Raw genomic sequence first — 12908 nt, forward strand, 5'->3', positions numbered from 1 at the left:
GGCAGCATTTTGCCAAGTATTTTCCGTGACGCTTTAAATTAACTTTCATGTTTTAGCTGCGATTTGCCAAGGCTGCGGAATTATTTCCGAGAGCGTTGATATCATCTAGCCATAATTTCCGACAGGAGTGGTTCCGTGCGTACTTCGATTCGCCCCGGCTGGATGCCGATCACCGGTTTGTTGCTGATGCTGCTGAGCACTGCAACCCTGGCCGCCAACACGCCGTGTTCCGGGAAAAAGGGCGGTATCGATCGCTGCGACGGCGATCTGTTTTTGTGCAATGACGGCTCCATCAGTGGCTCGAAGAAAAGTTGCGCGGCGATGTTCGGGATCAAGGGGCAGGCGCGTCCACAGCAGTTTCTGCAAAGTGATGATGGCTGCACCTGCGGTAGCGGCTCGTTCTGCACCGGGCCGCGTGGCGGGGTGTACTGCCTGACGCCAAGCGGAAACAAAAGCTACAAGCGCAAATGACTGCGCTTTGTGCCAATGCATAAAACCCGCTGCTTTCAGTGCATTGTTGCAAATTGCAATGAGTGGAGAAGTTCAGTCTTTTTAACCTGTTGAAATTTAACGATTTATTTAAAGTTGGCAGATGGCACGGTCGCTGCAATTCATCCGTTGACGAGTTGTAACACCATTTTTCATGCCTGGAGCACTACAACAATGAATAGATCCTCTGATGGGTTTTATCCTGCCTTCGAAGGAGAGTCGAGCAACGTGTCAGGCGTGTCCTGGGGCGCGATTTTCGCGGGCGCGGCGGCGGCCGCAGCACTGTCGATGATTCTGGTGCTGCTCGGCTTCGGTTTGGGATTCTCTGCCGTTTCACCCTGGGCCGGGGAGGGCGTCAGCGCCAAGAGCCTGGGGATTTCAACGATTGTCTGGCTGGCGGCAACGCAAATCATCGCGTCGGGTCTGGGTGGCTACATCGCCGGTCGTCTGCGGGTGAAGTGGGCCAACATGCACGGTGATGAAGTGTATTTCCGTGATACTGCCCATGGCTTTCTCGCCTGGTGTGTCGCCACGCTGGTGACCGCCGTTCTGGTGGTCGGCTCGGTCAGCAGTGTCATCAGTGGCGGTGTGCAGGCCGGTGCCAGTGTGGCCGGTGGTGCCGCAGCTGCCGCGACTCAAGCGGCCGGTTCTGCTGCCGCGAACACCAGCAGTGACCAGTACGGTTACTTTGTCGACAGCCTGTTTCGCGATGATCGTCCGGCATCCGTCAGCGATGACGCTGCCCATGGCGCCGTGACCCGGATCTTCGCCCAGAGCCTGGCCAACGGCCAACTCAGCCCTGAAGACCGTACCTACCTGGCGCAACTGGTCGCACAACGGACCAACCTGAGTCAGGCCGATGCCGAGCGTCGTGTCGACGAAGTCTACGCCCGTACCCAGAAAGCCATCGCCGACGCCAAAGTCAAAGCCCAACAGGCTGCCGACACCGCCGCCAAAGTCGCTGCCTGGACTTCGCTGTGGATGTTCATCGCGCTGCTGGCCGGTGCGTTCTTCGCCAGCCTCGCCGCGACCTTCGGCGGTCGTCGCCGGGATGCGGTCGAGTACGTTGAAGTCGAGACCTACGCCACTACCACCACGCTGCCACCCGTTCGTTAAGCAAGGAGAATCACCATGCGCTCATTACTGCTGTTTTTCCTCGGCGTGCCGATCCCGATCATCATCCTGATCGCCCTGTTCGTACACTGATCCCTCTGAGGCGAATGCCTCGGCCGCTTTCACTTCACGGTGGAAGCGGCTTTTTGCTTTCTGGCATCCAACAAGGCGAGAATCGGCGGCTGAAGCGCAGCGCTTCATACCGCGACCCTCTATTTAAGGAAAAGTACGTTGGACAAGAAGGAAATCAAACGTCAGGTGGTGCAGATGCTGGAGGCCGGGCGCTCGAAAACCGAGACCTTCCAGGCGCTGTCCGGTGGCGCGGTCAAGGACAAGGTGCTGGCCTACTGGATTGGCTCCCATCCGGATCCGCAATTGCTTGAGCGTCATGCCGGCAAGATCAAGGTACTGCTCGGGCTGGTTTACGTGCAGGCATTGATCGGGTTGGTCGGCGGCTTTTTGCTGGGGCTGACCATCAGCAGCGGTTTTGCCATCGTCCGGGGATTGCTCGCCGGCGGTGTGCCGCTGCTGTTCGCCTGGGGCTTCTACCGCAACTCGGCGCAGACTTACACCGTCTACATGCTGCTTTCGATCAGCCAGGTGCCACGGCTGTTCAAAGATTACGCCGAAGACCCGGTGGCGGTGATTATCGGCGTAGTGACGACATTGGCCATGGTGTTTTTTGTGGCCTGGGTGAAAAACCTGCTGTTTCCCGACCTCGGCTTCATGGGCTCGAAAAAGATCAAAGGGCAGTTCGTCTTCTCCAACTGAGATCGTTGAACAATCCAACTGCTTTCACTGGCCTGGATCAATATTTCGTCTGGCAACTTCGCCTAACGTAAATGATCCAGGCCTTTGCTGAGGTATGAACTACAGTGCTTCACGCGCATCTTGTTGCGCTGACGAAGTATCCGCGCCGACGCCCCAATCAAAGCAATAAAAGTCGACACGGTGTAGTGCAGCAAGGAGCTGACACCACCTCAACCGAACCTTCACGGATGATTGCAATGCACTGCCTAGAAAGAACTTTCGATATCCAGCCCCTGACCCAGGCGGATATGACCGTCCACATCAACGGCCAAGCGGTGACTGCCGCCATCGGCGAAACCGTCCTCAGCGTTATCCAGTCCCTCGGCGTACGCCAGATCGCGCGCAATGATCATGACCAGATCAGCGGTGCCTACTGCGGCATGGGCGTGTGCCAGTGCTGCCTGGTGAAAATCAACGGCCGCCACAAGCGCCGTGCCTGCCAGACCGTCGTGCGTGACGGCATGCAGATCGAAACCCAGGTCAATCGCGTTGTCGCGCAGGAGGTCGTATGAGCCAGCAACCGGTGATCGTCGGTGGTGGGCCGGCGGGGATGGCGGCGGCCATCGAACTGGCGCGCCACGGGGTGCGTTGCACGTTGCTCGAAGAAGCTTCACGCCTGGGCGGTGTGGTCTATCGCGGGCCGTTGCGCGACGGTGTGCAATTGGATTATCTGGGGCCACGTTATTCCGAGGCACTGGGCAAACTGCACGGTGATTTCCAGGAGCAGGCCGGGCTGATCGACGTACGCCTGAACCATCGCGTGGTCGGTGCCGAAGGCACTCGCGCACTGGTAGTGCTGGATGGCGACGAGCAACTGCACGAAATCCATTACCCGCAGCTGCTGCTGGCCGCTGGTTGTCATGAACGCAGCGTGCCGTTCCCCGGCTGGACACTGCCGGGGGTGATCATGCTCGGCGGCCTGCAACTGCAAATCAAAAGTGGTGTGGTCAAGCCGCGGGGGCCGGTGATCATCGCGGGCACCGGGCCGTTGCTGCCACTGGTGGCGACCCAGTTGCACGCGTCCGGCGTCAAGGTTGCGGGCGTGTATGAAGCCTGCGCGTTCGGCAAGATCGCCCGCGAAAGCCTGGCGCTGCTGAACAAACCGCAGCTGTTCCTCGATGGCCTGAGCATGCTCGCTTACCTGAAACTGCACGGCATCCCGATGAACTACGGCTGGGGCGTGGTCGAAGCGCACGGCGACGCAGAGCTGAAAAGCGTCACGGTGGCACCGTACTCGGCCACCTGGGAGCCGGATCTGACGCGCATCGAACGTTTCGAAGCCCAGACCCTGGCCGTCGGCTACGGTTTCATTCCGCGCACTCAACTCAGTCAGCAAATGGGCCTGGATCACGGTTTCAGTGACGACGGTTACCTGCGCGCCAATTCGAACGACTGGCAGCAAAGCAACGAGCCGCACGTGCACCTGGCTGGCGACATGGGCGGGATTCGCGGCGGTGAAGCGGCGATGCTCGCGGGCAAGATCGCCGCGACCTCGATCCTGCTCCAGCGCGAGATTATCGAAGAAGAGCTGGCGCGGGTGCGACGCGACCGCTTCTTGAGCAAACTGAAAGCCATCGTGCGCTTTCGGGCGGCGGTGGATCGCTACACCGAACGCGGGGTCGGCCAGACTGCGCTGCCGGCCGCTGACACAGTGATCTGCCGTTGCGAACACGCCACTCGCGCCGACATCGATCTGGCGCTGGAGCAGGGCGTGCAAGACATCGCCAGCCTGAAGATGCGCACCCGGGTGAGCATGGGTGATTGTCAGGGGCGGATGTGCGTCGGTTACTGCAGCGATCGCCTGCGCCAGGCCACCGGCCGCAAGGACGTTGGCTGGTTGCGGCCGCGTTTCCCGATCGATCCGATTCCTTTTTCCGCGTTCCAGTCCGTCGGCACGGAGGCCGCTTCCCATGAGTAAGTTCTATGACGTGATCATTGCCGGCGGCGGCGTGATCGGGGCGTCCTGCGCCTATCAATTGTCCAAGCGCCAAGGCCTCAAGGTCGCGCTGATCGACGCCAAGCGCCCAGGCAACGCGACCCGCGCTTCGGCCGGTGGCTTGTGGGCCATCGGCGAGTCGGTGGGGCTGGGCTGCGGGGTGATTTTCTTCCGCATGATGTCGGCCAGCCGCAAGCGCGAAACCCAGGGCGCGGCGGTGGCGGTGGACGCCAGCACGCCGCACATTCTGCCGGAGTCGTTCTTCGATTTCGCCTTGCAGTCCAACGCGCTGTACCCGGCGTTGCACCGTGAGCTGAAAGACAACCACGGGATGGATTTCAAGTTCGAAAAGACCGGGCTGAAATTTGTCATCTATGACGATGAAGACCGGCTCTACGCCGAGCACATCGTCGGCTGCATTCCGCACCTCGCTGATCAGGTGCGCTGGCTTGATCAGGCGGCGCTGCGCGAGGCTGAACCGAGCGTCAGCCACGAGGCCCGTGGTGCGCTGGAGTTTCTCTGCGATCACCAGGTCAGCCCGTTCCGCCTCGCCGATGCCTACATGGAAGGCGCGCGGCAGAATGGCGTGGACATTTACGTCAACACCAACGTCACCGGCGTGCTGCACCACGGCAGCCGTGTGACCGGCGTGCAGACGGCCGAGGAGGGCGTGTTCCACTGCAAGACCTTGATCAACGCCGCCGGTGCCTGGGCAGCAGACTTGAGCGAGTGGGCCACCGGCGTACGCATTCCGGTGAAACCGGTCAAGGGCCAGATCCTGCTGACCGAACGCATGCCGAAGATCCTCAACGGCTGCCTGACCACCAGCGATTGTTACGTGGCGCAGAAGGACAACGGCGAGATCCTGATCGGCAGCACCACCGAAGACAAGGGCTTCGACGTCACGACTACCTATCCGGAAATCGCCGGACTGGTGCAGGGCGCGGTGCGCTGTCTGCCGGAGCTCAAGGACGTCAATCTCAAGCGCACCTGGGCCGGCCTGCGTCCGGGCTCGCCGGATGAACTGCCAATTCTCGGGCCAATGCGTGGGGTGGAGGGTTATCTGAATGCCTGCGGGCACTTTCGCACCGGCATCCTGACCTCGGCGATTACCGGGGTGCTGCTGGACAAACTGGTCAACTACGAAGCGCTGCCACTGGATATCACGCCGTTTCTGGCGGATCGCTTTGAGGTCACACCGGTGAAGCAAGAGCGCGAGCTGGAACTGGCCTGACCTAAGTCCAACACCCTCCCCGTGGGAGCGGGCTTGCTCGCGAATGCACTCTGTCGGTTGCAGCTGCGTTGTCTGACACAGCGCTTTCGCGAGCAGGCTCGCTCCTGCATTGATCAATGTCATACCGATCATTTGCGCACGACACCAACCCCTGTGGGAGCGGGCTTGCTCGCGAATGCACTCTGTCGGTTGCAGCTGCGTTGTCTGACACAGCGCCTTCGCGAGCAGGCTTGCTCCTACATTGATCAATGTCATACCGATCATTTGCGCACGACACCAACCCCCGTGGGAGCGGGCTTGCTCGCGAAGAGGCCGGCACAATCAACATAGCGTCGTCTGACCAGACGCATTCGTGAGCAGGCTCACTCCCACATTGGTTATGTGGTGTTCGGCCATTTTGCGGGTGGACATCAAACCTGTAGGAGTGAGCCTGCTCGCGATAGCGGTCGATTAGTCAGCGCATATGCTGACTGTGCCACCGTCATCGCGAGCAGGCTCGCTCCTACATTGATCAATGTCATACCGATCATTTGCGCACGACACCAACCCCCGTGGGAGCGGGCTTGCTCGCGAATGCAATCTGTCAGTTGCAGCTGTGTTGTCTGACACAGCGCCTTCGCGAGCAGGCTCGCTCCTGCATTGGATTTGTGTGAAGGTCAGGACTGGCGCGATTCCTCTTCCAGCTGATCCGACTCGAACAACCGCGCCAGTTCCGCCCGGGCTTCCTGGGCGGTCTGCAGGACTTTGGCGGCGTCATCGTAGATCGCGTGCTGGGCTTCCAGCACCTGTTCGTCGTGGTGCTTGAAGCGCTTGATCCGCGCATCGGCCTGAGCCTGGGTCAGACCAAGCCCGACCAGAGTGCGACGGCTCATTTCCAGGCTGGAGTAATAGGTTTCTCGAATCGGCTCGGCGCCGACATCGACCAAGCGGTGCACGTGCTGACGGTTACGCGCGCGGGCGATGATCTTCATGTGCGGATACAGCTTGCGCACGATCTCGGCAGTCTTGATGTTGGTCTCCGGATCGTCCGTGGCGATGACAAAATATTCAGCCTCACCCACCTTGGCCGCGTTGAGAATTTCCGGGCGCATCGGGTCACCGTAGAACACCGGCACACCGCCGAAACTGCGCGACAGCTCGATGGTTTCCACCGAGGTGTCCAGCGCCACGAACTTGATGTTCTGCGCCCGCAGAATCCGCGCCACGATCTGACCCATCCGGCCCATGCCTGCGATCACCACCCGTGGAGCCTCGGTGTCGATTTCGCGGAATTTCTCCGGCACCACCACCGGCTGCACTTTCGGGCTGACCAGCCGTGCACAGATCAGCAGCAGCAAGGGCGTCAACGCCATCGACAGGGTGATGGTCAACACCAGCAGGTCATACAGGCGCGGTTCGAACAGGCCCTGATCGCGACCGATCTTGAACACCACAAAGGCAAACTCACCACCGGCCGCGAGCACAATGCCCAGGCGAATCGCACTGACCTTGTTCAGCCCACCGGCCAGGCGCCCGACCACAAACAGCAGTGGCAGTTTCAAGCCGATCAGCAGCAGTGTCAGCCCCAGCACGGTGATCGGTGCACTGAGCAACAGACTCAGGTTCGCACCCATGCCGACACTGATGAAGAACAGCCCCAGCAGCAGACCTTTGAACGGCTCGATCTGCGCTTCCAGTTCATGGCGATATTCCGAGTCCGCCAGCAGCAGGCCGGCGAGGAATGCCCCGAGCGCCATCGACACGCCGACCAGGTCCATCAGCCACGCCGTGCCGATCACCACCAACAACGCGGTGGCGGTGGACACTTCCGGCAGACCGGTTCTCGCCACAATACGAAACACCGGGCGCAACAGATAACGCCCGCCGACCACCACCACGGCGATCCCGCCGAGTACCTGCAAACCATGATTCAGGCCTCCCGCGCTGCTGGTTTCGTGGCCGCCGCCCGCGAGCATCGGCACCAGTGCGATCAGCGGGATCGCGGCGATGTCCTGGAACAGCAGAATCGCAAACGCCAGCCGCCCGTGGGGACTGGTCAGCTCCTTGCGTTCGGCCAGGCTTTGCAGGCCGAACGCGGTCGATGACAGCGCCAGGCCAAGACCAAGCACAATCGCACTGTTAAGCGGTTGACCGAATACGTACAACGCCAGCACGCCGATCACCGCAGCGGTCAGCAGCACCTGTGCCAGCCCGACGCCGAACACTGATTTGCGCATCACCCACAATCGGCGTGGCGACAGTTCCAGGCCGATGATGAACAGCAGCAACACCACGCCCAGTTCCGAGATGTGCGCAACGCTTTGCGGGTTGCCGATCAGGCCGAGCACCGACGGGCCGATGATCACCCCCGCCAGCAGATAACCGAGCACGGCGCCCAGTTGCAGACGTTTGGCCAAGGGCACGGTGAGCACGGCCGCGAACAGAAACACGACAGCGGCTTGTAACAGGTTGCCTTCATGGGGCATGGGGAAACTCCTGACAACGGTACGGCGGGGGCGTCAAGGATAATGGCTGATCCCCCGTCGCACCACAGGGCGCTTGGGCAGGGGATTTTCGATCAATATCATTGCGAAAGCGTGAATGGCTCTGCGCCGATGAGCGTCCGGCAACTTGAAAGTTGTCGCATTGCCATCATCGAGTTAAAGGTGCTCAGGCAGTTATATGGCGATGTAAAGTTATACTTTGGTCTTAAGTGTCCGGTGCGTGATATTGCCGAGCCATTGCGCGTCAACTCGATATTCGCTGGCGATGGACGAAGTTTTGAATTGGCAAGTCAACTGAAGTGCGATCGCCGGTTAATCAGCGGCCTGGACAGCGGATTCGATAATGTAGAGCTTTAAACGCCATTCATTGCTAATTGCCGGTAGCGATTGTGTGAACCAGATAGTTCATGGTTTGCAATTGACCATTAAATGTTTGTTACAACGATTGACAAGGCGAGGGCTCCGAACCTACTATTTTTCACTCAAGATGCTGGCTGCTTATAACGGCCGTCATAAAGCGACCAGGATGGCCGCACGAAGTTTTCATAAGGAATTGAAACTTGTATCTGGATTCCATTGGATCGGAACCTCTGCGATTTCGACTCGATCAGCTCGTTTTCTGTTTTATCCAGAACGTGGCACAAGATCGTGCACAGGCTGAAATCGAGGCGTCATTGTCCCGTCGCCAAATTCATGGCAATCATTCGATAGAGTCCCGGACTGCGGCGGCCTCAGCCGAGTTCATCATTTCAAAAAACCGAAAAAGCCCTGTGCGGCAGCTTGCTCTCCAAGCCGCAGATGAGGCGTTTTTGAACGGTTCATAACGCCAACAACTTCAGTCAAATCGGATCGCCGCGAGCCGTCACGCGCTTATAAAGCCGTCACTCTCGCCTGAGCGAATTCGCCACTCTGAAGTTGTGCCCCCGAGGCGAAAAATATATCTATTGAAAGTAAAGTTTTCATAAGGATTTGAAACTTTGTACCTGAAATTCATGCGGCCTGTTTAAAAAGACTGACTTGACTTGACGAGCTCCCGAGATGTCGCGGAGCCGAGCGAGTGCGTCTTTCTGTGCGGCCAGTCAGGTACTTGTCTCTCCTGAATTTCCGTCGTGTGGCGGTCGAAATTTTTGATGCAACCTCTGCTGTAGTGCGCGAATAAGCATATTTAATGTGAAGTTTTCATAAGGATTTGAAACTGTGTACTTGGATTCCATTGATTCAGAACGTCAACGCCTGCAACCCGACAAACCCGCGAGTGATGTGGCACTGGCTGCATTGTCGCGAATCGAGCAATACGACAGTCGCTCGATGTATTGCCGGGAGCACGCGCAGCCCAACGAACGGATCTTTTTGAGCGGTCAGCAGGCGCTGGTAAGGCTGCTGCTGTCCCAGGCTGAACTTGATCGATCCAACGGCATTCGTACGGCGGGGTTTGTCAGCGGTTATCGCGGCTCACCGCTGGGCGGCGTGGACCGCGAACTGGTCAAGGCCAAGGCTGTTCTGGAAAACGCCAACGTTCGCTTTCTACCGGCGATCAACGAAGATCTGGCGGCCACGGCGCTGATCGGCACCCAGCGCGTGGAAACCGATCCGCAGCGTCTGTATGACGGCGTGTTCGGCATGTGGTACGGCAAGGGGCCGGGGGTCGATCGCTCCGGTGACGCGATCAAGCACGGCAGCTCTTATGGTTCGTCGCCCAACGGTGGCGTGCTGGTGGTCACCGGCGACGATCACGGTTGCGTGTCGTCGTCGATGTCGCATCAATCCGACCGCACACTGATCGCCTGGGGCTTGCCGGTAATTCATCCGGCCGGCCTTGACGACTACGAACGCTGCGGTTTGTGGGGTTGGGCGCTGTCCCGGGTGTCGGGATTGTGGGTGGGGTTCAAGGCCATTACCGAGACGGTCGAGGCGACTACCTCCGTCGAGTCGATCACGCTGCCGACGTTCGTCACCCCGGATATCGATCCGGGGCCGGACGGCTTGCACTGGCGCTGGCCGGATTTGCCAGGCATGCAGATCGAGCGCCGGACCGCGTTCAAGTTCGACGCGGCCCGCGCCTTTGCCCTGGCCAACCCGATCGATACCGCCGTCACCGCGCCAGCCCGGCCAACGCTGGTCATCGCGGCAGTCGGCAAGGCGTATGGCGACGTTCGCCAGGCCTTGCAGCAATGCGGCATCGCCCTCGAACAACTGGAAAACGCCGGCGTCGCGTTGCTCAAGATCAACCTGGTGTATCCGCTGTCGCCGGTGCTGGACGCCTGGACCCAGCGCGCTGACAAGGTGCTGATCATTGAAGAGAAGCAGGCGATCGTCGAAGAACAGCTCAAACAGAAGTACTACAACGCCGCCCACGACCAGCGTGCAGTGATTATCGGCAAAACCGACGAAGACGGCCAACCGCTGATCTCGGATCACGAGGAACTGCGGCCGTCGCGCATCGCCGCATTGCTTCAGCAGCGTCTGCAAGGCCTGGGCATCGACCTGAGCCTTCCGCATTTCTGGCGCATGCCCGGCATCTCGCGGGCTGGCGACTGGATCCGGCGCACGCCTTATCTGTGCTCCGGTTGCCCGCACAACACCTCGACCCAGGTGCCCAAAGGCAGTGAAGCGCGGCTCGGCATCGGTTGTCATGCGATGGCGGCGCGCATGCCGGAACGCTCGACCACCGGCAGCGTGCAGATGGGCGGGGAAGGGGTCGACTGGCTGGGCCAGGCTCCGTTCGTGCAGACCCCGCACATCTTCCAGAACATCGGCGACGGGACCTTTTTCCACTCTGGATTCCTTGCTGTGCGCCAGGCCATCGCAGCCGGTGCGACCATCACCTACAAGTTGCTCTACAACGATGCCGTGGCCATGACCGGTGGTCAGCCTATCGACGGCAAGCTGACGGTGAAGAAAGCCGTTGAGTTGCTCAAGGCTGAAGGCGCACAGCGAATCGTGGTGGTGGCGGATGACCTGCAGCGCTATCAGGCGCATGACAGCCTGCCCCAGGGCATCGAAGTGTTTCACCGTGAAAAACTGGCAGAGGTGCAATTGCAGCTGCGTGACACTCGCGGTGTCAGCGTGCTGATTTTCGATCAGGTCTGCGCGGTCGAAGGGCGCCGTCGCAAGAAGCAATTGCCGGCACCGCTGGTGAAGACTGAAGTGGTGATCAACGAAGCCGTCTGTGAAGGTTGTGGCGACTGCCAGGTCAAATCCAATTGCCTGTCGGTGGTTCCGGTGCAAACGCCGTTCGGCGCCAAGCGTCGCATCGATCCGCACTCGTGCAACACCGATCTGTCGTGCATCAAGGGCTTTTGCCCAAGCTTCGTGACGGTGACCGGCAAACCACGGCAACGGCCGCGCAAACTGGCCGACAGCGTCCAGGTGCTGGCGCGGGCCGAAGCACTGGCGCTGCCGCCAGTGCCGCGCTCGCTCGAGCTGCCGTATGAAATGCTGTTGGCCGGTGTCGGTGGTACGGGTGTGGTGACCGTGGCGCGGGCGATTGCCATGGCTGCTCACCTGGATGGGCGTGCGGTCAGCGTGCTCGACTTCACCGGTTTCGCGCAGAAGGGCGGCGCGGTGTTGAGCCATGTGCGCCTGGCCGGTAATGCCGATGCGCTGCACCAGCACCGCATCGATATCGGCGGTGCCGACCTGCTGCTCGCCGCCGATCTGGTGGTGGCCAGCGAGGACGATGCACTGGTGACGCTGCGGCCGAACAAAACCGTGGTCATTGCCAACAGTGCCCTGACCCAGACCGGCGCGATGTTGCGCAATACCCAGCTGAATATCGAAACCGACGCGATTCAAGCGTTTTTGAAAGAGCAGGTCGGCGCCGAGCACTTCCACAGCCTCGATGCCGGGGAGTTGGCGAACTCGCTGGTCAGCCCGATGCAAGCCAACATGCTGTTGCTCGGTTACGCCTGGCAGAAGGGGACGGTACCGGTGTCGCTGCCCGCGCTGAAAAAGGCCATCGATCTGGCCGGCAGCGCCACCACCAACCATCTGGCCTTTGCCTGGGGCCGACTGTGGGCGCAGGACACAGCTTTTGTCGCACCTTATCTCGATCAGCCGGTGGACGCCGTGTCGACGATTGCGATCCGCGACATCAGCGACATGCGCGGTCGCCGCGAAGGCCTCGAGCAGTTGATCAACAGCCGCAGCGAGTTCCTGACCAGCTACCAGAACGCCGCGTATGCGGCACGTTATCGCAAGGTCATCGAGCAACTGCGGGCACTGCCGGCCGCCGGTGATGACAGCGCACTGACGCAAGCCGTGGCACGCAACCTGTTCAAGCTGATGGCTTACAAGGACGAGTACGAAGTGGCGCGACTGCTCACCGCGCGCAGTTTCACCGACTCGCTGAAGGCCCGGTTCGACGGCGGCATTCGTCTGAAATTCCACTTTGCCTTGCCGCTGCTGCGCAAGAACCAAGAGAGCACCGGCGAGCCGAAAAAGATCGCGTTTTCCGGCTGGATCCTGCCGCTGTTGAAGGTCCTGGCCAAGGGCCGCGTATTGCGCCACACCCGGTTCGACCCGCTGGGTTATTCCGCCGAGCGCCGCGAAGAGCGCCGCCTGCTGAGCGATTACGAGCAAACCCTGCAACGCCTGTTGCCGAAGTTGAACTCGGAGAATCTGTCGGCGTTCGTCACCTGGGCGAATCTGCCGGATTCGATTCGCGGCTACGGTCACGTCAAGGACCGCTCGATGGCGGCGGCACGTCTGCGCGAGAAAGAACTCATCGAACAGATTCTGGCGGACAAGCCGGTCATCCACGGTGTCGAGTCATGGCAGCCATCAACCATCATCGCCAGGCAAATGAGCGCAGAAGAGCGCGACGTGATGGAAGCCTCCTGAC

11 protein-coding genes are annotated in these 12908 nt (G+C 60.2%); 9 read left to right on the top strand and 2 right to left on the bottom strand.

All coding sequences use genetic code 11. The features are described from left to right. Positions 1 to 135: 135 nt before the first annotated feature. Both QMK55_RS24530 and QMK55_RS24535 read left to right on the top strand, forming a co-directional pair. A complete protein-coding gene (locus QMK55_RS24530) occupies positions 136 to 471 on the top strand; it encodes a hypothetical protein (RefSeq protein WP_102358437.1) in 336 nt (111 codons plus the stop codon). Positions 472 to 663: 192 nt separating this feature from the next. Continuing rightward, positions 664 to 1605 carry a hypothetical protein gene (locus QMK55_RS24535; RefSeq protein ID WP_102358436.1) on the top strand — a complete coding sequence of 314 codons (942 nt, stop codon included), beginning with the start codon at positions 664 to 666 and terminating at the stop codon, positions 1603 to 1605. A 24-nt stretch (positions 1606 to 1629) separates the two neighbouring features. Here QMK55_RS24535 and QMK55_RS24540 read toward each other — a convergent pair whose 3' ends face one another. Continuing rightward, on the bottom strand, positions 1630 to 1803 hold the full coding sequence (locus QMK55_RS24540; RefSeq protein WP_320330126.1) for a hypothetical protein: 174 nt from the start codon (positions 1801 to 1803) through the stop codon (positions 1630 to 1632). 30 nt (positions 1804 to 1833) lie between these two features. On the opposite strand from QMK55_RS24540, the gene QMK55_RS24545 reads away from it, so the two are divergent. The 4 genes from QMK55_RS24545 (at position 1834) to hcnC (ending at position 5582) form a co-directional block, all read left to right on the top strand. Next, positions 1834 to 2373: a hypothetical protein gene (locus QMK55_RS24545; protein ID WP_320330127.1), complete on the top strand. Its 540-nt coding sequence runs from the start codon at positions 1834 to 1836 to the stop codon at positions 2371 to 2373. 236 nt (positions 2374 to 2609) lie between these two features. After that, a complete protein-coding gene (locus QMK55_RS24550; RefSeq protein ID WP_102358468.1) occupies positions 2610 to 2924 on the top strand; it encodes a (2Fe-2S)-binding protein in 315 nt (104 codons plus the stop codon). Beyond that, complete coding sequence (gene hcnB, locus QMK55_RS24555; RefSeq protein ID WP_102358434.1) at positions 2921 to 4330, top strand: cyanide-forming glycine dehydrogenase subunit HcnB; 1410 nt, start codon at positions 2921 to 2923, stop codon at positions 4328 to 4330. The genes QMK55_RS24550 and hcnB overlap by 4 nt, the downstream gene beginning before the upstream one ends. Then, positions 4323 to 5582 carry a cyanide-forming glycine dehydrogenase subunit HcnC gene (gene hcnC / locus QMK55_RS24560; RefSeq protein ID WP_102358433.1) on the top strand — a complete coding sequence of 420 codons (1260 nt, stop codon included), beginning with the start codon at positions 4323 to 4325 and terminating at the stop codon, positions 5580 to 5582. Before hcnB ends, hcnC begins: the two co-directional genes overlap by 8 nt. A gap of 656 nt (positions 5583 to 6238) precedes the next feature. Here the strand turns inward: hcnC and QMK55_RS24565 are convergent. After that, positions 6239 to 8047, bottom strand: a complete 1809-nt coding sequence (locus tag QMK55_RS24565) for a monovalent cation:proton antiporter-2 (CPA2) family protein (RefSeq protein ID WP_102358900.1) — start codon at positions 8045 to 8047, stop codon at positions 6239 to 6241. Positions 8048 to 8089: 42 nt separating this feature from the next. On the opposite strand from QMK55_RS24565, the gene QMK55_RS24570 reads away from it, so the two are divergent. The 3 genes from QMK55_RS24570 (at position 8090) to QMK55_RS24580 (ending at position 12907) form a co-directional block, all read left to right on the top strand. After that, positions 8090 to 8422: a hypothetical protein gene (locus QMK55_RS24570; RefSeq protein WP_320330128.1), complete on the top strand. Its 333-nt coding sequence runs from the start codon at positions 8090 to 8092 to the stop codon at positions 8420 to 8422. A 203-nt stretch (positions 8423 to 8625) separates the two neighbouring features. Continuing rightward, the gene (locus tag QMK55_RS24575) at positions 8626 to 8889 is read left to right on the top strand and encodes a hypothetical protein (RefSeq protein WP_320330129.1); all 264 of its coding nucleotides are present in this window, start codon (positions 8626 to 8628) and stop codon (positions 8887 to 8889) included. A gap of 373 nt (positions 8890 to 9262) precedes the next feature. After that, on the top strand, positions 9263 to 12907 hold the full coding sequence (locus tag QMK55_RS24580) for an indolepyruvate ferredoxin oxidoreductase family protein (protein WP_320330130.1): 3645 nt from the start codon (positions 9263 to 9265) through the stop codon (positions 12905 to 12907). The last annotated feature ends 1 nt before the right edge of the window (position 12908 follow it).

The sequence above is a fragment of the Pseudomonas sp. P8_229 genome, assembly GCF_034008635.1.
Taxonomy (GTDB): Bacteria; Pseudomonadota; Gammaproteobacteria; order Pseudomonadales; family Pseudomonadaceae; genus Aquipseudomonas.

Bases quoted from the DNA above. Each gene is read 5' to 3' on its own strand.
- QMK55_RS24535 (WP_102358436.1), top strand. From the start codon at position 664: ATGAATAGATCCTCTGATGGGTTTTATCCTGCCTTCGAAGGAGAGTCG.
- QMK55_RS24540 (WP_320330126.1), bottom strand. From the start codon at position 1,803: ATGAAGCGCTGCGCTTCAGCCGCCGATTCTCGCCTTGTTGGATGCCAG.
- QMK55_RS24550 (WP_102358468.1), top strand. From the start codon at position 2,610: ATGCACTGCCTAGAAAGAACTTTCGATATCCAGCCCCTGACCCAGGCG.
- hcnB (WP_102358434.1), top strand. From the start codon at position 2,921: ATGAGCCAGCAACCGGTGATCGTCGGTGGTGGGCCGGCGGGGATGGCG.
- hcnC (WP_102358433.1), top strand. From the start codon at position 4,323: ATGAGTAAGTTCTATGACGTGATCATTGCCGGCGGCGGCGTGATCGGG.
- QMK55_RS24565 (WP_102358900.1), bottom strand. From the start codon at position 8,047: ATGCCCCATGAAGGCAACCTGTTACAAGCCGCTGTCGTGTTTCTGTTC.
- QMK55_RS24570 (WP_320330128.1), top strand. From the start codon at position 8,090: ATGGCTGATCCCCCGTCGCACCACAGGGCGCTTGGGCAGGGGATTTTC.